The sequence below is a fragment of the Streptococcus sp. Marseille-Q0941 genome (genome assembly GCF_943736975.1).
In the GTDB taxonomy this organism is placed as follows: Bacteria; Bacillota; Bacilli; order Lactobacillales; family Streptococcaceae; genus Streptococcus.
Window position 1 is genome coordinate 16,615 of sequence record NZ_CALSFO010000008.1, and the last position, 19,419, is coordinate 36,033.

The following is a 19,419-nucleotide window of genomic DNA, read 5'->3' on the forward strand; positions in this document are numbered from 1 at the left end:
GATTGATTCCTCCATGTTTTAGTCATTGTTTAAAGTATAAAACTGTTAACTTAATTCAAACTTAAAAAAAATATGTTTTCAACAATCTGTGGATAACTTTTGGGAATATGTTAATTTCTTGAAGATTTTAGTTCTTTTACTTGTGTATAAGATGTGAAATATGATTTGAATGTGATAGAATATAAGAATGAAAATTAAAATTGTAACAGTAGGAAAACTGAAAGAAAAATACCTCAAAGATGGGATTGCTGAATATTCAAAAAGACTTTCGCGATTTGCGAATTTAGAAATGATTGAACTTGCTGATGAAAAAACACCAGATCGTGCAAGTAATTCTGAAAATCAGAAGATTTTAGAGATAGAAGGGACTAGAATTCTTTCTAAAATTGCTGACCGAGATTTTGTTATTGTACTAGCTATAGAAGGGAAAACTCTTTCTTCTGAAGAGTTTAGTAAACAATTGGAACAAGCGCCTATAAATGGTTTTTCTACTTTAACCTTTGTCATTGGTGGGAGTTTAGGTCTCTCTCCTCAAGTAAAAAAGCGTGCTAATCTATCTATTAGCTTTGGCCGTTTGACTCTTCCACATCAATTAATGAGATTAGTTTTGGTTGAACAAATTTACCGTGCCTTTACTATCCAGCAAGGTTCTCCCTATCATAAATAGGATTGACTAACCTAGATTTTTCTGATAATATAGACTAGTGAGGTCTCATAGCTCAGCTGGATAGAGCATTCGCCTTCTAAGCGAACGGTCGCAGGTTCGAATCCTGCTGGGATCATACACTAGATGTAACGCTGGGGCAACCCAGCGTTTTTTGTAAAAAATGACAGTTCAGGTACAAAAATGTGCAGTTGAGAATGAATTGTTTTAAAACAAACTCCGTTTTGTATAATAGGCTTGTAAGTTAATTTACAAGAAAAAACAATAAAGGAGAATTTAATATGGAAAAAACAGTTAAATTAGAACAGTTCAAAAAACTTACAGAAAAAGAATTACAGGAAATTCAAGGTGGGGATAAAAGATTAACTTACTTTATTACTAACCTTTTTCCTAAAAGGAAAAAATAGAAAACATTGTAGATTATAGGGAGACATAATGGGTTTATTAAAAATATTCATAGTTATTCTTCATATTTTTATTTTAACAAATAGCTATAAACTAATTTGTAGAGCAACAAAAAAAGAAAGATTTCTATTCATATGTTGGATTTTTATATTGCAGTCCATAGTTGAAATTTTCTTTTATTTTGTTTTTTTACATGGTTTAGGTTTAGAAAAACTAATGTTTCCCTTTATTATATATTTTTATCTAATAGGGATAAAAAAGTATGATAAGTACAAGGCTATTTTTATCAGCTTACTGATATCCCTATTATATCATAGTACACACACTTTTATTGCAGTAACTATATCCTCAATAACAGGTGATTCTTTTGTAACAAAATATGAAAATTTCTTCTTTTTAGTAGTATTATTACTAACTTATTTTGCTATAAAAAAAATTATTACTTATTTTCACCTTGAACTTAATTATTTTGACAAAGACTACCTCTATCCATTTCTTAAGAAAGTTATACTTGCTTTCTGTGCTTTACATGTTCTATCATTCATTTCAGATATGGTAAGTACTCATACACATTTTAATAGTTTTGGTAGTATTTTAGCAACAATTGTCTTTATTTGTTTACTACTAATCTTCTTCGCAATGAATTCTCATAAGGTACGAGTTGAAAAAGAAATAGCCCTAAAACAGAAAAAATTTGAACAAGAACATTTACAGACTTATACAGATGAAATTGTGGGTTTGTATAATGAAATTCGTGGTTTTCGTCATGATTATGCAGGTATACTTGTCAGTATGCAAATGGCTATTGACAGTGGAGATTTACAGGAAATTGACAGAGTTTACAATGAAGTTCTAGTCAAAGCTAATCAAAAATTACGTTCAGATAAGTATACATACTTTGATTTAAACAACATAGAAGATTCAGCTTTAAGAAGTTTAATTGCGCAATCTATTGTATATGCACGAAATAAGAACGTAGAGTTTACACTAGAAGTAAAGGATACTATCACAAGATTGTCAATCGATTTACTTGATCTTGTTCGTATTATGAGTGTTTTGTTGAACAATGCTGTTGAAGGTGCTGCAGAAAGTTATTTGAAACAAATGGAAGTTGCAGTGATTAAGATGGATTTGGAAACAATTATCGTGATTCAAAATTCGTGTAAAATTACTATGACACCTTCAGAAGATTTGTTTGAACTAGGTTTTTCTACTAAAGGTAGAAATAGAGGAATAGGGCTTAATAATGTTAAAGAAATTTTGGATAAGTATGAAAATATCATTTTAGAAACAGAAATGGAAGATAGTACCTTTAGACAGATTATTAGATTTAAGAGAGAGTTTGAATGAAAGTATTAATTTTAGAAGATGTTATTCAACATCAAGTCAGATTAGAAAGAACCTTGGATGAAATTTCAAAGGAATTAAATATTCCTATTTCTTATAAAACAACAGGTAAAGAACGAGAATTTAAGGAATATATCGAAAATGATGAAGTAAACCAGCTTTATTTTCTAGATATTGATATTCATGGAGTTGAGAAAAAAGGATTTGAAGTCGCACAGTTTATTCGTCACCATAATCCCTATGCAATTATTGTATTTATCACTAGTAGATCAGAATTTGCTACCTTAACTTATAAATATCAAGTATCAGCCTTGGACTTTGTTGACAAAGATATCAATGATGAATTATTTAAGAAACGTATCGAACAGAGTATCTTATATACCAAGAGTATGCTACTTGAAAATAAAGATGTTGTGGATTATTTTGACTATAACTACAAGGGAAATGATTTGAAAATTCCCTACCATGATATTTTGTATATTGAAACAACAGGAGTATCTCATAAGTTAAGGATTATTGGTAAGAATTTTGCCAAAGAATTTTATGGGACAATGGCGGATATTCAAGAAAAAGACAAAGATACGCAAAGATTTTATTCCGCTCATAAGTCGTTTCTTGTCAATGTAGGAAATATTAGGGAAATTGATCGAAAAAATTTAGAAGTGGTTTTTTATGAAGATCATCGTTGTCCGATTACTCGTCTCAAGGTTCGGAAATTAAGAGATATTCTGGAGAAAAAATCTAAAAAGTGATTGACAATTAGTAAGAAATTGATATAATGGTTATATCTGCTACAGATAGATGGTCCGTTGGTCAAGGGGTTAAGACACCGCCTTTTCACGGCGGTAACACGGGTTCGAATCCCGTACGGACTATATTATCCGCCATAGCTCAGTTGGTAGTAGCGCATGACTGTTAATCATGATGTCGTAGGTTCGAGTCCTACTGGCGGAGTCAAACAAAAAAGAACACCATTGGTGTTCTTTTTTATGTCTAATTTTAATCTCCTAACATTTTCATAAGAAAGTCTGTCATTTCTTGCGGACTTTCTTTTTTTCCATGAGCAATCCAAGTTTGGCATACACCAAATAGTGCATTTGTTAGATAGATACTACTATACTCTAACTCAATCTCGTTTAAATTTAACTGCATAAAACGTTTTTGGAGATCTGTACTGAGCAGGATGTGCAGTTTATTTCTCAAGAAGTTTTGTATTTCTTTTGTACCATTTTCAGAAAGAAGAGCAGCTAGTAGTGGTTCAGATTCTAAGTATTCGAAAACTTCTAGAATAGCATCTCTTTTATGATTTGCGTGTTTTTGGAAAATGTACTCAAAAGTATGAAATAGCTTACTTTGGTAGTGTTCAATCATATCATACTTATCTTTGTAGTGAGTATAAAAGCTAGAACGACTAATTCCGGCTTTTTCTGCTAATTTAACAGTGCTAATTTGATCAAATGGCTGTTCCGTTAATAATTGAACCATGGCGTTCTCAATAGTACGTTTGGTTTTTAAGCGTTTGTTGCTCTCTTTCATAGCTCCTCCTTGTGAACATAAATAGACAATGTGTCCAAATATAATTATTTTGACTTGTAAATAATATTTTTTAATGTATAATCTATTATATCAAAATTTTAGACAATATGTTTAAAAAAGGAGACAATATGTTTAAAGAATGGAAAGCAATTTTTAAAAAACCAACCTTTATCATTGTAATGATAGGGATTTCTCTTATTCCTGCTTTATACAACATCATATTTTTATCATCTATGTGGGATCCATATGGGCAATTATCTGAGTTGCCTGTAGCGGTTGTTAATAACGATAAGGAAGCTTCTTACAATGGAACTACAATGACTATTGGAAAAGACATGGTGTCCAATTTAAAGGAAAATAAATCATTAGATTTTCATTTTGTCAATGAAGAAGAAGGTCAGAAAGGTTTAGAAGATGGTAATTACTATATGGTAGTCACTTTGCCAAGTGACTTATCTGAAAAGGCTGCTTCTATTTTAACAGACCATCCAGAACAAATGACCATTAACTATCAAACTTCTAGTGGGCATAGCTTCATCGCAAGTAAGATGAGTGACTCTGCCATGACACAGTTAAAACAGACTGTTTCTGCTAATGTAACCGAAACCTATACGAAAGCTTTATTTCAAAAGATGGGAGATTTAAAATCTGGTTTAACGAAGGCAACAGATGGAAGTGAACAATTGGCCAACGGGGCTAGTCAGTTAGCTGTTGGAAGTCAGACATTATCTTCAAATCTTAATACTTTAGCCAACTCAAGTTTAACTTTTTCTAATGGAAGTGAACAATTTACAAAAGGGTTGACAACATATGTCACAGGAGTAAACCAACTAAATGTTGGGTTAGGAACATTTAATGATGGGTTACAGAACTATACAAGTGGGGTTTCACAGGTTGACAGTGGACTTAATCAATTATCTTCAAAGACTCCTGAATTAGTAGCAGGTGTCAATCAGCTAAATACAGGAATGAAGACATATGCAGGAGGAGTTTCGCAACTGAATGCAGGTCTCAATCAATTTTCAGTTGGTGTCAATGCATATACAAGTGGTGTTGACAAACTATCTGTTGGAACAAATCAATTATCTAGTCAATCAGATTCATTAAGAGATGGTATTACTCAATTAAATAAAGGGATAAAAGAAATTTCTACTCAATTGAATACGACATCTCAACAGAAAGAAGATATAACCCAGTTAACTACTAGTTTAGATGAGTTGAATAAAGCTCTTCAAGCTGTAACTATATCAGATAATACTGAACTTAAAACGACAATATCTAATGACTTAGCAACTATATCTACTCTCGCTCAAACTATTGTAACTAATAGTCAATCAGAACAAGAGAGAACTCTTAGCAATCTTCAATCAACAGTAACTTATCAAACTCTCACTGATGCTCAGAAAAAAGAATTGGCTGAAGCTGTTTCAAATAATTCTAATTCTACGATTGATTCAGCAAAAGAAATTTTAACATCAGTAGGAAATTTAAAAGTAAGTTTGGAAAGTGTGAACCAACCAGTCTCCAATCTTTCTACTTTACAGACGAAAGCAAATCAATTATTACCTGTAGCTTCTAGTTCTTTGACATCTATGTCAAGTGGATTTACACAGTTACAAAATGCTGTAGATAATCAGTTAGTTCCTGGTAGTCAATCAATTGAAAATGTAGTTAAAGAATATACTAAAGGATTGGATACTATTTCTTTAGGTGTAAATCAACTAAGTGAAAAGAATACAACTTTGACAACAAGTTTAGATCAATTGGTTTCTGGGTCAACTAAGTTGACAGAAAATTCTTCAACATTGACAACTGGTTTGGATACACTAGCTGGGAAAACTCCAGAATTAGCAACAGGTATCGAAAAATTATCATTTGGCTCTAGTCAATTAAATAGTAAGAGTCCAGAGTTAATGTTAGGTCTTGATAAAATATATCTAGGATCAAGTCAATTAACAGATAAATCAAGTCAATTACTTTCAGCTAGCTCTCAATTAGGAAGTGGTGCAGAAAAAATTGCAGACGGTGCTGGGAAATTAGCAGATGGCAGTGCAACTTTAACTGCTGGTATAGAAAGTTTACAAGTAGGAGCTACAGGACTAGGAAAAGGATTAGGTAGTGCTAGCAATCAGCTAAAACAAGCATCAACAGAGCCTAATAATGCAGAAATACTATCCGCTCCTTTGAGTCTTTCAAAAACAGATAATGATCAAGTTCCTGTAAATGGAATTGCTATGGCTCCTTATATGATATCAGTCGCCCTTTTTGTTGCTGCATTATCAACAAATATGATTTTTGCTAAATTACCTTCAGGTCGTCATCCTGAGAGCCGTTGGGCTTGGGTTAAGTCACGCTTTGAAATAAATGGAGTCATTGCTGTGTTAGCAGCTGTCTTAGTCTATGGAGGAGCCCATCTTATTGGCTTAACAGCAAATCATGAAATGAGAACCTTATTCTTAATCATCATCGCAAGTTTGACCTTTATGTCTATGGTAACTACTTTAACGACATGGAATAGTCGTTTAGGTGCTTTCTTCTCTCTTATTTTACTATTATTACAATTAGCATCAAGTGCAGGAACTTATCCACTTGCTTTGACAAATGATTTCTTTAAAGCGGTCAATCCTTGGTTGCCAATGAGTTATTCAGTTTCAGGATTGAGACAAACAATTTCTATGACAGGGAATATGCATCATCAAGTAATTTTCCTTCTTGTAACGTTAGTTCTATTCATAGGATTAGGTATGCTGGCTTATCAACCTAAGAAAATGGACGAAGATTAGATATGTTTCACGTGAAACAATGATATAAACAGATTGATAGAACTATCAACTAAAAATTCATAAAAACAATAAAACTCAGTTGGATTATCCAACTGAGTTTTTATAATCTAATTTAATCTTTCCAAAGTTCTTTTACTTTTGCTTGAACTTCAGCATTTTCTAAGAATTCGTCATAGGTTTCATCAATACGATCAATGACACCATTTTTAGAAAGGACGATGATGTGATTTGCTAATGTTTGAATAAATTCATGGTCATGACTGGCAAAGATGATCGATTCTTTAAAGTTTTTCAATCCATCATTCAGACTTGAGATTGATTCCAAGTCTAAGTGATTTGTAGGATCGTCAAGCACAAGGACGTTTGATTTCAAAAGCATGAGTTTTGAAAGCATCACGCGCACTTTTTCCCCTCCTGACAAGACGTTTACAGGTTTGTTAACTTCGTCTCCAGAGAAGAGCATACGACCCAAGAATCCTCGTAGGAAGGTATTGTCATCTTCTTCTTTACTTGCAAATTGACGTAACCAGTCAAGGATAGATTCGCTACCAGCAAAATCAGCTGAATTGTCTTTTGGCAAGTAAGAGCGACTAGTTGTAACTCCCCACTTGACAGTTCCTTCATATTCGATTTCACCCATAATAGCACGGATCAAGGCAGTTGTTTGGATGTCGTTTTGTCCGATAAGAGCTGTCTTGTCACCTGGACGCAAGATGAAGCTGATGTTGTCAAGAATAGTTTCACCGTCAATCTTTACAGATAGATTTTCTACTGTCAAGAGGTCATTACCAATTTCACGTTCAGCTTTAAAGCTGATAAATGGGTATTTGCGACTAGAAGGAACGATTTCTTCTAGTTCAATCTTGTCAAGCATTTTTTTACGTGAAGTTGCTTGTCTTGATTTAGAAGCATTGGCAGAGAAGCGAGCAACGAATTCTTGGAGTTGTTTAATTTTTTCCTCGGCTTTGGCATTACGGTCTGCTAGTAATTTAGCAGCAAGCTCAGATGACTCCTTCCAGAAGTCGTAGTTTCCGATATAAAGTTTGATTTTACCAAAGTCCAGGTCGGCCATGTGAGTACATACTTTGTTCAAGAAGTGACGGTCATGGGAAACAACAATGACAGTATTATCAAAGTCAATCAAGAAATCTTCTAACCATGTAATAGATTGGATATCAAGACCGTTGGTTGGCTCGTCCAAAAGAAGGACATCTGGTTTACCAAATAGGGCTTTAGCAAGGAGAACTTTCACCTTGTCCCCGTTTGCAAGTTCGCTCATATTTTGGTAATGAAGTTCTTCAGGGATATTTAGGTTTTGGAGGAGTTGTGAAGCTTCACTCTCTGCTTCCCAACCACCTAGTTCAGCAAATTCTCCTTCAAGTTCAGCTGCACGGACACCATCTTCGTCTGAAAAATCTTCCTTCATATAGATAGCATCTTTTTCTTTCATGATGTTGTATAGTTTTTCATTTCCCATGATAACAACATCAATAACACGTTCATCCTCATAGTCAAAGTGATTTTGACGAAGGACAGAAAGACGTTCATTTGGTCCAAGAGAAACATGACCAGTTGTAGGTTCGATATCACCAGCTAAGATTTTTAAAAAAGTTGATTTTCCAGCACCATTGGCACCAATCAAACCATAGGTATTTCCTTCTGTAAATTTGATGTTGACATCATCAAACAATTTTCGATCACTAAAACGTAGTGAGACGTCAGTAACTGTTAGCAAAGTTTTTCTCCTATTATATGTAATACTCTAATTCTACTAGAAAATCACTAAATATTCAAATTTTTATTTGTCAATTTTTTGTAAAGAAAGTTGACAAATGATTTACAGTTGAAAGGGTTAACAAGTCTATTGTTTGAATAAAAAAATTATCTGTCTTTTTATTAAAAAAATGCTATAATTGAAAGGACCATATCAAAGGAGAATCAAATGAATAAACCCATTATTTTAACAGGAGATCGTCCAACGGGGAAATTACATATTGGGCACTACGTTGGGAGCTTAAAAAATCGTGTCTTACTACAAGAAGAAAATAAATATGATATGTTTGTCTTTTTAGCTGACCAACAAGCCTTAACAGACCACGCAAAAGATCCTCAAACTATAGTAGAGTCTATTGGGAATGTCGCTTTGGACTATCTTGCAGTGGGGTTAGATCCTAATAAATCAACGATTTTCATCCAAAGTCAGATACCAGAATTGGCAGAACTTTCTATGTATTACATGAATTTGGTATCTTTGGCCCGTTTGGAACGAAACCCAACCGTCAAAACAGAAATTGCTCAGAAAGGTTTTGGGGAAAGTATTCCAACTGGATTTTTAGTTTACCCAGTTGCGCAAGCTGCGGATATTACAGCATTTAAAGCTAACTTGGTTCCAGTAGGAAATGACCAAAAGCCGATGATTGAACAAACACGTGAAATTGTTCGTTCTTTTAACCATGCCTACAATTGTGATGTTCTAGTGGAGCCAGAAGGAATATATCCGGAGCATGAAGGTGCAGGACGTTTGCCAGGTTTAGATGGTAATGCCAAAATGTCGAAATCACTTAATAATGGTATTTACCTAGCTGACGATGCAGATACTTTACGCAAAAAAGTGATGAGTATGTATACTGATCCAGATCATATACGTGTTGAGGATCCAGGTAAGATTGAGGGGAATATGGTTTTCCATTACTTATATGTGTTTGGTCGTCCTGAAGATGCTCAAGAAATTGCAGAGATGAAAGAACACTATCAACGTGGAGGCCTTGGTGATGTGAAGACGAAACGTTATCTACTTGAAATACTTGAACGTGAACTTGGTCCTATTCGTGAGCGCCGTATTGAATTTGCTAAGGATATGGGAGAAGTGTACAATATGCTTCAAAAAGGAAGTGAAAAAGCTCGCGAGGTTGCAGGGCAAACTCTATCTGAGGTTAAGGAAGCAATGGGACTAAATTATTTTAAATAATAGATAAAATATGAATCGTAAAACTATCTCTTCCATAGAATTACAGAGATAGTTTTTTTATGTTTTCTGCCATAAATATAATTGACAAATTTTCATAGAATGGTATGATAGATACAATACAAAAAGAGTCAAGCTCAAAAGAAAGAAAAGAGGAAACTTCAATGTCTAATTGGGATACTAAATTTTTGAAAAAAGGTTTTACCTTTGATGATGTATTGCTCATTCCAGCAGAAAGTCATGTGTTGCCTAATGATGCAGATTTAACAACAAAATTGGCAGATAATCTGACTTTAAATATCCCAATTATTACAGCCGCCATGGATACAGTCACAGAAAGTCAAATGGCTATTGCCATTGCTCGTGCGGGTGGTCTTGGAGTGATTCATAAAAACATGTCTATTGCGCAACAGGCAGATGAAGTTCGCAAGGTAAAACGTTCTGAAAATGGTGTTATTATTGATCCATTCTTCTTGACTCCAGAACATACCATTGCTGAGGCAGACGAACTGATGGGACGTTACCGTATCAGTGGTGTTCCAGTGGTTGAAACTCTTGAAAACCGTAAATTAATTGGTATCTTGACTAACCGAGACCTTCGTTTTATTTCTGACTATAACCAACCAATTTCAAAACACATGACTAGTGAAAACTTGGTTACTGCACCGGTTGGTACAGATTTAAAAACAGCGGAGAGTATTCTACAAGAACACCGCATTGAAAAACTACCTCTGGTTGATGAAGAAGGTCGCCTTTCTGGCTTGATCACAATCAAAGATATTGAAAAAGTAATTGAGTTTCCAAATGCAGCAAAAGATGAGTTTGGTCGTCTTCTAGTTGCTGGTGCAGTGGGTGTTACTTCTGACACCTTTGAACGCGCTGAAGCCCTCTTTGAAGCAGGAGCAGATGCGATTGTTATCGACACTGCCCACGGACACTCTGCAGGAGTTCTCCGCAAAATCGCTGAAATCCGTGCACACTTCCCAGACCGTACATTGATTGCTGGTAATATTGCAACAGCAGAAGGTGCGCGTGCTCTTTATGAAGCAGGTGTAGATGTTGTCAAAGTTGGAATTGGACCAGGTTCAATCTGTACAACTCGCGTGATTGCAGGTGTTGGTGTTCCACAAGTTACAGCAATTTACGATGCTGCAGCAGTTGCGCGTGAATATGGTAAAACGATTATTGCCGACGGTGGAATTAAGTATTCTGGAGATATTGTTAAAGCCCTTGCTGCTGGTGGAAATGCAGTAATGCTTGGATCAATGTTTGCAGGAACAGATGAAGCTCCAGGTGAAACTGAAATTTTCCAAGGACGTAAGTTCAAGACTTACCGTGGTATGGGTTCAATTGCTGCTATGAAGAAAGGTTCAAGCGACCGTTACTTCCAAGGTTCAGTTAATGAAGCAAACAAACTTGTTCCCGAAGGAATTGAAGGTCGTGTTGCCTATAAAGGAGCTGCGGCTGATATCGTCTTCCAAATGATTGGTGGTATTCGTTCTGGTATGGGTTACTGTGGTGCTACTAATCTAAAAGAATTGCATGATAATGCTCAGTTTATCGAAATGTCTGGTGCAGGTCTAAAAGAAAGTCATCCGCATGATGTGCAAATTACTAACGAAGCACCAAACTATTCAATGTAACAAAAAATCTCCTGTTTAACAGGAGATTTTTTGTTATTTACAACGCTGTAAAACTTAGTTTACAGATAATTGACCATTTTTTACTGTAAATACACTGAGATTATCTGGTAAGTTTTGAAGATGCTCTAGACTAGTAGTAGTAATAAAGGTTTGAATATTTTGAGATATAGTCTCTAACAATTTAAGTTGACGAGTATTGTCAAGTTCACTCATAACATCGTCAAGTAAAAGAATAGGCGCTTCCTTGGTAATACTCTCCATCAACTCAATTTCAGCTAGTTTGATAGATAAAACTAAGCTGCGATGCTGTCCTTGACTGCCAAAACTTGCTTCTATACCGTTGATTAAGAAAACCATATCATCTCGATGAGGACCAACTCCAGTGTTCTTTTTAAATAAATCTCTAGCTCTACTCTTTTGAAGTGCCCTATAAAAAGAATCAGCTAAATGTTCTTTGTCAACAAAATTTACAGAAGGTTGATAGCGTATTGACAGTTCTTCTAATTGGTCTGAAATGTCAAAATGTTTCTTTTGACCAAAGAAATCCATTTTCTGTATAAAGTCAGTTCTATGAATCATTACACGACATCCATATTCAACCAGTTGATCATCAAGAACAGATAAAAAAGTTTCATCAATGTTTTGTGTAGTTTTTAGATAGGTGTTTCTTTGTTTAAGAATATGGTTATAGCTTGACAAGTCTGACAAGTAAATCGGTTTGATCTGTCCCAACTCCATGTCAATGAATTTACGTCGAATAGCTGGCGCACCTTTGACAAGTTGTAAATCTTCTGGAGCAAATAAGACAACATTCATATGTCCGATATAATCAGAAAGACGAGCCTGTTTTAAATGATTCACTTTAGTAATCCGACCTTTTTGTGTTAAGTCGATTTCAAGTGGGATAGTTGCTGTTTTCTTCTGCAACAGTCCAGAGACTTGTAGTTGTTCTTCTTCAAACTGAATTAAATTTTTGTCTGTCTTTGTTCGATGACTTCTTGTTAAGGCTAAAAAATAAATACTTTCAAGAAGATTCGTTTTTCCTTGAGCGTTCCGGCCAACAAATACATTTAATTTTGGATTAAAATCAACTTCGATATTATGATAGTTACGAAATTGTTTAATGGATAAATTTTTCAACCACATAATTATCTACCTGGGAAGCGTGGTGCAGGTTTTGTATTTGTTGGTTGAGCTTTTTTTGTAGATTTTTTTTGAACTTTCTTATTCATTTCCTTTACAAGTTTAGCTACACGTTCTTTCTCAAGTTTTTCTAGACGAAACTCCTCTAGTTCTTCTGGGGTTGGTTGAACTAGAACGATCTGGATTTTTAAATCAGGGATTTCAATAGAATCCCCGATTCTAATTTTCTTGCCTCGACGGTTTTCTAATTCTCCATTAAAATATACAAGATGGTCAGACAAAAAAGATTTAATAGCACCACCACTTTGTATGATTCCAAGGTCTTTCAAAAGAGATTGGAGAGTAATAAATTCTTCAAATAATTTGTATTCCATAGTTCACCTCAATCTTTGGTATTATACCATATTTTGCTCAAAATAGTTGAGAAGAAACCACTGATATGAAAACGATTTTAATTTTAAAAGAGTCAAAGAGAACAAGAAAATTTTTCGTTTTCATGGTATAATAGAACTCTATGTAAAAGGAGGTAAAAGATGGAGTTATTCCCTGGAATTGCAGTGCATTTTATCCAATCTAAAAAGTTTAAGACTAATAAAATAACCATGCGTTTCACAGCTCCATTATCTCTGGATTTAATTTCAGGGCGCATGTTAAGTGCCAGCATGCTTGAAACAGCTAATAAAAGTTATCCAACCGCTCAGATTCTAAAAAAACATTTGGCTGCATTGTATGGAGCGGATTTATCGACTCATGCATATAGAAGAGGACAAAGCCATCTCGTAGATGTCAGTTTAACTTATGTTCGAGACGAATTTTTAAGTAAGAAAAACGTGTTAACTTCTCAAATTTTAGAATTATTGTATCAAGTCATATTCAATCCCTTGTCAGATGAGGAAGGATTTGAAAAGAGTGCCTTTGAAATTGAGAAAAAACAACTGTTGGCAAGACTGGAATCAGAATTAGAGGATCCTTTCTTCTTTGCGCATAAAGAATTAGATCATTTGTTTTTCCAAGAAGAATCCATGCAGTTAGTCCCTAAAGATTTGATTTCCAGAATTTCTGAAGAGACTTCTAAAACTTGTTATTCAAGTTTCCAAAAAATGCTGAACGAAGATAGGATTGATTTATTCTTTTTAGGGGACTTTAATGAAATAGAAGTTCTAGAAATCCTGAAGAAATTTAACTTGACAGGTCGTAAAGATGCTGTAAACATTCAATATCGACAAGAATATTCAAATATTCTTAGGGAAGGAATTATCAGAAAAAACCTAGGGCAGTCTATTCTAGAAATGGGGTACCATAGCACAATTGGTTATGGAGATGATCAAAAGATGGCTTTACTTCTTGTAAACGGTCTGCTTGGAGCTTTCCAGCACTCTAAATTGTTTACTCAAGTAAGGGAAAAGGAAGGTCTAGCTTATACTGTATCTAGTTACCTGGATCTTTTTAGTGGATTTTTACGATTATTTGCTGGAATTAATCGTAAAAACCGAAACAAGGCAAGAAAATTGATGAATGATCAATTACTCAATATCAAAAATGGTAGATTTACAGATGCTGAAATCAATCAGACTAAGGAAATGATTCGTAGAACGATGTTGTTGAGTCAGGATAATCAAGATTCGATAATTGACAGAGAATACTTAAGCATCTTTTTTGGTAAATCGGTTTTAGACCTGGATACTTTGATAGAGACACTAGAGCAAGTCGACAAGGAGGCAATCTGTAGGGCTGCGTCTAGTCTAAAATTGCAAGCTATCTATTTTATGGAAGGAGCAGAATGACTAGAGTAACTTTTGATGAGAAATACTATCCTGCTGTAAAAGAAACTCTTTATCAAGCAACATTAGAAAATGGCTTGACAGTTACTTTACTTCCAAAAAATGACTTTAACGAAGTTTATGGTGTAGTCACCGTTCAAGTTGGTTCAGTTGACACAGAGTTTACAGCAAGAGATGGCAAAAGAAAAACATATCCAAAAGGGATTGCTCATTTTTTAGAGCATAAACTTTTTGAAAGAGAAAATTCTGAAGATATTATGGCTGCTTTTACTGAATTAGGTGCAGATAGTAATGCCTTTACAAGTTTTACAAATACAAGTTACTTTTTTTCAACTTCTGACTATGTTACTGAGTGTTTGGACTTGCTTGACGAGCTTGTTACAAGCTTTAACATTACTGAAGAATCTGTTGAACACGAAAAGGATATCATTCAGCAAGAACGCGAAATGTATCAAGACGATCCGGATTCCTGCTTATTCTTTAAAACACTTGCAAATCTATATCCAGAAAGTTCTCTGGCTTCAGATATTGTTGGAACTGAAGATTCGATAGAAAATATTAGATTAGAGGATTTACGAGACAATTTTGAAGAATTTTACACTCCTGTCAATAGTCATATTTTCCTTGTTGGGAACTTTGATTTAGAACTGATACAGAATTATTTCAGACAAAAGGATGTTGGAGAACCGATAGATGAAACTTCGAGAGAAACAATCGCTTTAAACCCTGTAAAGAAGGTTGACAGCATTCGTATGGATGTCGCTTCTCCTAAATTAGCTATTGGTGTTCGAACGAATTCCAATATGAGTAATCAGGATTGTTACCGATATAGTATTTTGCTAAGAGCTTTATTTACGATGATGTTTGGTTGGACTTCTAAAAGATTTCAGAGTTTGTATGAAACTGGGAAATTAGATTCTTCATTAGCTTTAGAAGTTGAAATCAATCGACGTTTTAACTTTTTGATGCTAACAATGGAGACGAAGGAACCTGTTGCAATTTCGCACCAATTTCGAAAGGCGATTCAGAACTTTGTGACTGATGCAGATGTTTCGGAAGAACATCTTGATTTAATAAAAAGTGAAATTTATGGAGAGTTCATCCATAACATGAATTCTTTAGAATTTATTGCGACTCAATATCAGTCGCATATTGAGGAATCAACCCTATTTGATTTGCCAAAGATTATACAGGAAATGACCTTGGAAGATGTTCTTGAGGTAGGACATCATTTTATCGACAATAGTGAAATCGTTGAATTTACGATTTTTCCACTATAGTCATTCAAGTAAAATAGACTAGAAAGAAGGAATGGTAAGTATGAGAAAAAAAACAATTGGTGAAGTTTTACGTTTAGCAAGAATTAATCAAGGTTTGAGTTTGGAGGAATTGCAGCGTAAAACGGACATCCAACTTGATATGCTAGAAGCCTTAGAATCAGATGATTTTGATAAATTACCTAGTCCCTTTTATGCTCGTTCTTTTTTGAGGAAATATGCTTGGGCGGTTGAATTAGATGAAAACATCGTTCTAGATGCCTATGATTCGGGAAGTATGATTACCTATGAGGAAGTTGATGTTGATGAGATAGAACTATCAGGTCGTAGACGTTCCAATCGTAAGAAGCGCTCCTTACTTCCACTTTTTTACTTTGTTCTATTCTCCCTATCAATTTTAATTTTCGTAACCTACTATGTTTGGAATTATATTCAAACACAGCCAACAGAAACAACTTCAGCTAACTATCATATTGTGACTACAACTACAAATGCACCAAGTAGTGAAACAACAAGTAGTAATCAAACCACTAATCCATCAAGTTCGACTGAAGCCTCAACTGTGACAGTCACAGGGCAAGGAGATGTTATATCAGTGGAATATAAAACTCCTAAAGAAACTGCCGAACTTCAATTATCTGTAGCGGATGCAACAAGTTGGGTTAGCGTTTCAGATACTGATTTGGCTGGAGGGGCAACTCTAGATCCGAATAATAAAACAGTTAAAACAACAATTTCTAAAGGTTCTCCAGTAACTATCACATTAGGTGTTGTTAAAAGCGTGAAAATAAAAATCGATAATCAGGAAATCGATACTTCGAAATTAACAGGCCAAACTGGTTGGATTACAATGAATTTGAGTTCAAATTAAATTAAGGAAGGATAATATGAAAAAAGAGAATATTCCTAACATACTTACGCTGGGTAGAATTGTATTTATTCCGATTTTTGTTCTCCTTCTATCATTTGGACAGTCTCCTGTGTTACATAAAATAGCAGCAATTATTTTTGCCGTTGCCAGTATCACTGACTATCTAGATGGCTATTTAGCTAGAAAATGGCAAGTAGTTAGCAATTTTGGGAAATTTGCAGATCCGATGGCTGATAAGTTGTTGGTCATGTCAGCCTTCATCATGTTGGTTGGTTTAAACATGGCTCCAGCCTGGCTAGTTGCTGTTATCATTTGTCGTGAACTTGCAGTTACTGGTTTGCGCTTGCTCTTAGTTGAAACGGGTGGAACTGTTCTGGCTGCAGCTATGCCTGGGAAAATCAAGACATTCAGTCAGATGTTTGCAATCATCTTCTTGTTGCTTCACTGGAACTTACTTGGCCAGATAACTCTATATATTGCTTTGTTCTTTACAGTTTATTCTGGATATGATTATTTTAAAGGAAGCGCGTATTTATTTAAAGGGACTTTTCGCTAGATATGGAATCAATTATTGAGATTAAAAATCTGTCATTTCGATACCAGGCAGATCAGGAACATTATGATGTTCATAACATTTCGTTTCACGTGAAACGTGGAGAATGGTTGTCTATTGTTGGTCATAATGGTAGTGGGAAATCAACGACCGTTCGCTTGATTGACGGCTTACTTGAGGCTGAATCTGGAGAGATTTGGATAGACGGTGATTGCCTAACTCCAGAAAACGTCTGGGAAAAAAGACGTCAGATTGGTATGGTTTTTCAAAATCCTGATAACCAGTTCGTAGGGGCAACTGTGGAAGATGATGTTGCTTTTGGTTTAGAGAATCAAGGAATCCCTCTTGAAGAGATGAAGTATCGAGTTGCTGAAGCTTTATCATTGGTTGGGATGGCTGAATTTTTTAAAAAGGAACCAGCTCGCTTATCAGGAGGCCAGAAGCAGAGGGTTGCCATTGCAGGTGTTGTCGCCTTACGGCCAGATATTTTAATTTTGGATGAAGCTACAAGTATGTTGGATCCAGAGGGACGTCTAGAGTTGATTAAGATAGTCCAGAAGATTCGCCAAGAACACCAAATGACAGTCATCTCCATAACGCATGATTTGGATGAGGTGGCCATGAGTGATCGTATTTTGGTGATGAAAAAAGGAGAAATCGAATCAACTAGTACTCCTAGAGAATTATTTTCTAGGTCAGATTTAGATCAAATTGGCCTCGATCAACCGTTTGTAAATAAATTAAAAGATTCACTACGTGCCAGTGGTTTGAATTTGCCGGAACTCTATCTTACTGAAGAGGAGCTTGAGGAGGCTTTATGGGAATTATTCTAGACAATGTTAGTTATACGTATCAGGAAGGAACCCCCTTTGCTTCAGCAGCCTTATCTGATGTTAGTTTGACGATAGATGACGGCTCCTATACTGCAATTATTGGGCATACAGGAAGTGGAAAATCCACAATTCTACAACTCTTGAATGGTTTGTTGGTTCCCACAAAGGGAAGTGTCCGTGTTTTTGATACATTAATTACGTCAACATCAATTAACAAGCAAATTCGTCAAATTCGCAAACAAGTAGGATTGGTATTTCAGTTTGCAGAAAATCAAATATTTGAAGAAACTGTCTTAAAAGATGTAGCTTTTGGTCCTCAGAATTTTGGAGTTTCTGTAGAAGAGGCCGAGGCTATTGCGCGTGAAAAATTAGATTTAGTAGGAATTGACGAGTCACTCTTTGAACGTAGTCCATTTGAACTTTCAGGCGGTCAGATGAGAAGGGTTGCTATTGCTGGGATTTTAGCAATGGAGCCAAGTATCTTGGTTTTAGATGAGCCTACCGCAGGACTAGATCCGATTGGTCGGAAAGAGTTGATGACTTTATTTGAAAAGCTTCATCAAGATGGCATTACGATTGTTTTGGTGACTCACCTTATGGATGATGTAGCAGAGTTTGCTGACCAAGTTTATGTGATGGAAAAAGGAAGATTGGTTAAGAGTGGAGCGCCTAGTCTTGTCTTTCAAAATCTGGAGTTTATGGAAAATATCCAATTAGGTGTTCCAAAAATCACAAGATTTGCTCAAAGACTAGCTGACCGAGGAGTTTCTTTTAAACAAATGCCGATAACGATAGAAGAGTTTAAGGAGTTCATTAATGGATAACATGATTTTAGGCCGTTACATACCAGGAAACTCGATTGTCCATCGTCTGGACCCTCGTAGTAAGTTGGTGGCAATGATTTTATTGATTATCATCGTTTTTTGGGCCAACAATCCAATTACAAACGTAATACTTTTCGCTGCAACAGGCATATTTGTGGGTTTATCAGATGTTCCCTTATCTTTTTTCATAAAAGGTTTGAAGTCGATGTTTTTTCTGATTACCTTTACAACTCTTTTTCAACTTTTCTTTATTTCTGGTGGGCAAGTCTTATTTGAAATAGGGTTCATAAAAATCACTACTCATGGGATTGAACAGGCTGGAATCATTTTTTGTCGTTTTGTGTTGATTATCTTTTTCTCAACCTTGCTTACTTTGACCACAATGCCACTAAGCCTGGCAACAGCAGTTGAGTCCTTGCTTGGCCCTTTAAAAAGATTTAAAGTGCCTGTTCATGAAATTGGACTGATGTTGTCTATGAGCTTGCGTTTTGTACCAACCTTGATGTATGATACCATTCGAATTATGAACGCTCAAAAGGCGCGTGGTGTAGATTTTGGAGAGGGCAATATCATCCAGAAGGTTAAGGCTATGATTCCTATTTTAATTCCTTTATTCGCTACAAGTTTAAAAAGAGCGGATTCTCTTGCTACAGCTATGGAAGCTAGAGGGTATCAAGGTGGTCATGGACGTAGTCAGTATCGACAATTGAATTGGATGCATAAAGATAGTGTGGCCTTACTACTTGTATGTGTATTAGGCGGAATCCTGTTTTTATTAAAATCCTAAAGTGAAG

Annotated in this window: 18 protein-coding genes and 3 tRNA genes; 17 read left to right on the forward strand and 4 right to left on the reverse strand. The window is 35.2% G+C overall.

What is annotated here, in order from left to right; genetic code table 11:
• The first annotated feature begins 187 nt into the window (after positions 1–187).
• The 7 genes from rlmH to NGI26_RS08295 all read left to right on the forward strand — a co-directional run bounded on the left by rlmH (position 188) and on the right by NGI26_RS08295 (position 3,370).
• Positions 188–667, forward strand: coding sequence for a 23S rRNA (pseudouridine(1915)-N(3))-methyltransferase RlmH (gene rlmH / locus NGI26_RS08265; RefSeq protein WP_251938648.1), 480 nt, complete (start codon positions 188–190; stop codon positions 665–667).
• Between the two features lie 41 nt (positions 668–708).
• Positions 709–782 (forward strand) — tRNA-Arg (locus tag NGI26_RS08270).
• 163 nt (positions 783–945) lie between these two features.
• Complete coding sequence (gene comC / locus NGI26_RS08275) at positions 946–1,071, forward strand: competence-stimulating peptide ComC (RefSeq protein ID WP_006149099.1); 126 nt, start codon at positions 946–948, stop codon at positions 1,069–1,071.
• Between the two features lie 28 nt (positions 1,072–1,099).
• Positions 1,100–2,419 carry a competence system sensor histidine kinase ComD gene (gene comD / locus NGI26_RS08280; RefSeq protein WP_251938650.1) on the forward strand — a complete coding sequence of 440 codons (1,320 nt, stop codon included), beginning with the start codon at positions 1,100–1,102 and terminating at the stop codon, positions 2,417–2,419.
• Entirely contained in the window at positions 2,416–3,168 is a 753-nt protein-coding gene (gene comE / locus NGI26_RS08285) for a competence system response regulator transcription factor ComE (protein WP_251938653.1), read from the forward strand. Before comD ends, comE begins: the two co-directional genes overlap by 4 nt.
• 51 nt (positions 3,169–3,219) lie before the next feature.
• Positions 3,220–3,291 (forward strand) — tRNA-Glu (locus NGI26_RS08290).
• 5 nt (positions 3,292–3,296) lie between these two features.
• Positions 3,297–3,370, forward strand: a tRNA-Asn gene (locus NGI26_RS08295).
• A 45-nt stretch (positions 3,371–3,415) separates the two neighbouring features.
• Here the strand turns inward: NGI26_RS08295 and NGI26_RS08300 are convergent.
• Entirely contained in the window at positions 3,416–3,952 is a 537-nt protein-coding gene (locus NGI26_RS08300) for a TetR/AcrR family transcriptional regulator (protein WP_251938655.1), read from the reverse strand.
• A gap of 128 nt (positions 3,953–4,080) precedes the next feature.
• On the opposite strand from NGI26_RS08300, the gene NGI26_RS08305 reads away from it, so the two are divergent.
• Entirely contained in the window at positions 4,081–6,735 is a 2,655-nt protein-coding gene (locus tag NGI26_RS08305; protein WP_251938657.1) for a YhgE/Pip domain-containing protein, read from the forward strand.
• A gap of 112 nt (positions 6,736–6,847) precedes the next feature.
• Here the strand turns inward: NGI26_RS08305 and NGI26_RS08310 are convergent, their stop codons facing one another.
• The gene (locus NGI26_RS08310) at positions 6,848–8,470 is read right to left on the reverse strand and encodes an ATP-binding cassette domain-containing protein (protein ID WP_251938659.1); all 1,623 of its coding nucleotides are present in this window, start codon (positions 8,468–8,470) and stop codon (positions 6,848–6,850) included.
• 207 nt (positions 8,471–8,677) lie between these two features.
• On the opposite strand from NGI26_RS08310, the gene trpS reads away from it, so the two are divergent.
• Positions 8,678–9,703, forward strand: coding sequence for a tryptophan--tRNA ligase (gene trpS / locus NGI26_RS08315; RefSeq protein ID WP_251938662.1), 1,026 nt, complete (start codon positions 8,678–8,680; stop codon positions 9,701–9,703).
• Positions 9,704–9,864: 161 nt separating this feature from the next.
• A complete protein-coding gene (gene guaB / locus NGI26_RS08320) occupies positions 9,865–11,343 on the forward strand; it encodes an IMP dehydrogenase (protein WP_251938664.1) in 1,479 nt (492 codons plus the stop codon).
• A 54-nt stretch (positions 11,344–11,397) separates the two neighbouring features.
• Here guaB and recF read toward each other — a convergent pair whose 3' ends face one another.
• On the reverse strand, positions 11,398–12,489 hold the full coding sequence (gene recF / locus NGI26_RS08325) for a DNA replication/repair protein RecF (RefSeq protein WP_251938667.1): 1,092 nt from the start codon (positions 12,487–12,489) through the stop codon (positions 11,398–11,400).
• Between the two features lie 2 nt (positions 12,490–12,491).
• Positions 12,492–12,860 (reverse strand): S4 domain-containing protein YaaA, encoded by a 369-nt coding sequence (yaaA, locus tag NGI26_RS08330; protein ID WP_251938669.1) that lies wholly within the window; start codon positions 12,858–12,860, stop codon positions 12,492–12,494.
• A 159-nt stretch (positions 12,861–13,019) separates the two neighbouring features.
• On the opposite strand from yaaA, the gene yfmF reads away from it, so the two are divergent.
• Genes yfmF through NGI26_RS08365 form a run of 7 tightly spaced genes read left to right on the forward strand, consistent with a single transcriptional unit; the run spans position 13,020 to position 19,412 of the window.
• Complete coding sequence (gene yfmF, locus NGI26_RS08335; RefSeq protein ID WP_251938670.1) at positions 13,020–14,270, forward strand: EF-P 5-aminopentanol modification-associated protein YfmF; 1,251 nt, start codon at positions 13,020–13,022, stop codon at positions 14,268–14,270.
• Entirely contained in the window at positions 14,267–15,547 is a 1,281-nt protein-coding gene (yfmH, locus tag NGI26_RS08340; protein WP_251938672.1) for an EF-P 5-aminopentanol modification-associated protein YfmH, read from the forward strand. Before yfmF ends, yfmH begins: the two co-directional genes overlap by 4 nt.
• A 40-nt stretch (positions 15,548–15,587) precedes the next feature.
• Positions 15,588–16,415 (forward strand): cytoskeleton protein RodZ, encoded by an 828-nt coding sequence (gene rodZ / locus NGI26_RS08345; protein WP_251938675.1) that lies wholly within the window; start codon positions 15,588–15,590, stop codon positions 16,413–16,415.
• Positions 16,416–16,431: 16 nt separating this feature from the next.
• On the forward strand, positions 16,432–16,971 hold the full coding sequence (pgsA, locus tag NGI26_RS08350) for a CDP-diacylglycerol--glycerol-3-phosphate 3-phosphatidyltransferase (RefSeq protein WP_251938677.1): 540 nt from the start codon (positions 16,432–16,434) through the stop codon (positions 16,969–16,971).
• A gap of 2 nt (positions 16,972–16,973) precedes the next feature.
• Entirely contained in the window at positions 16,974–17,801 is an 828-nt protein-coding gene (locus NGI26_RS08355; protein WP_251938681.1) for an energy-coupling factor ABC transporter ATP-binding protein, read from the forward strand.
• Positions 17,786–18,625, forward strand: a complete 840-nt coding sequence (locus tag NGI26_RS08360; protein WP_251938685.1) for an energy-coupling factor transporter ATPase — start codon at positions 17,786–17,788, stop codon at positions 18,623–18,625. Before NGI26_RS08355 ends, NGI26_RS08360 begins: the two co-directional genes overlap by 16 nt.
• Positions 18,618–19,412, forward strand: a complete 795-nt coding sequence (locus NGI26_RS08365; protein WP_251938687.1) for an energy-coupling factor transporter transmembrane component T family protein — start codon at positions 18,618–18,620, stop codon at positions 19,410–19,412. The genes NGI26_RS08360 and NGI26_RS08365 overlap by 8 nt, the downstream gene beginning before the upstream one ends.
• Positions 19,413–19,419: the final 7 nt, after the last annotated feature.

Coding starts and splice junctions, on each gene's coding strand:
- rodZ (WP_251938675.1), top strand. CDS start 15,588: ATGAGAAAAAAAACAATTGGTGAAGTTTTACGTTTAGCAAGAATTAAT.
- yfmH (WP_251938672.1), top strand. CDS start 14,267: ATGACTAGAGTAACTTTTGATGAGAAATACTATCCTGCTGTAAAAGAA.
- NGI26_RS08300 (WP_251938655.1), bottom strand. CDS start 3,952: ATGAAAGAGAGCAACAAACGCTTAAAAACCAAACGTACTATTGAGAAC.
- NGI26_RS08360 (WP_251938685.1), top strand. CDS start 17,786: ATGGGAATTATTCTAGACAATGTTAGTTATACGTATCAGGAAGGAACC.
- rlmH (WP_251938648.1), top strand. CDS start 188: ATGAAAATTAAAATTGTAACAGTAGGAAAACTGAAAGAAAAATACCTC.
- guaB (WP_251938664.1), top strand. CDS start 9,865: ATGTCTAATTGGGATACTAAATTTTTGAAAAAAGGTTTTACCTTTGAT.
- NGI26_RS08355 (WP_251938681.1), top strand. CDS start 16,974: ATGGAATCAATTATTGAGATTAAAAATCTGTCATTTCGATACCAGGCA.
- yaaA (WP_251938669.1), bottom strand. CDS start 12,860: ATGGAATACAAATTATTTGAAGAATTTATTACTCTCCAATCTCTTTTG.
- yfmF (WP_251938670.1), top strand. CDS start 13,020: ATGGAGTTATTCCCTGGAATTGCAGTGCATTTTATCCAATCTAAAAAG.
- trpS (WP_251938662.1), top strand. CDS start 8,678: ATGAATAAACCCATTATTTTAACAGGAGATCGTCCAACGGGGAAATTA.
- NGI26_RS08305 (WP_251938657.1), top strand. CDS start 4,081: ATGTTTAAAGAATGGAAAGCAATTTTTAAAAAACCAACCTTTATCATT.
- comC (WP_006149099.1), top strand. CDS start 946: ATGGAAAAAACAGTTAAATTAGAACAGTTCAAAAAACTTACAGAAAAA.
- pgsA (WP_251938677.1), top strand. CDS start 16,432: ATGAAAAAAGAGAATATTCCTAACATACTTACGCTGGGTAGAATTGTA.
- comD (WP_251938650.1), top strand. CDS start 1,100: ATGGGTTTATTAAAAATATTCATAGTTATTCTTCATATTTTTATTTTA.
- comE (WP_251938653.1), top strand. CDS start 2,416: ATGAAAGTATTAATTTTAGAAGATGTTATTCAACATCAAGTCAGATTA.
- recF (WP_251938667.1), bottom strand. CDS start 12,489: ATGTGGTTGAAAAATTTATCCATTAAACAATTTCGTAACTATCATAAT.
- NGI26_RS08365 (WP_251938687.1), top strand. CDS start 18,618: ATGGATAACATGATTTTAGGCCGTTACATACCAGGAAACTCGATTGTC.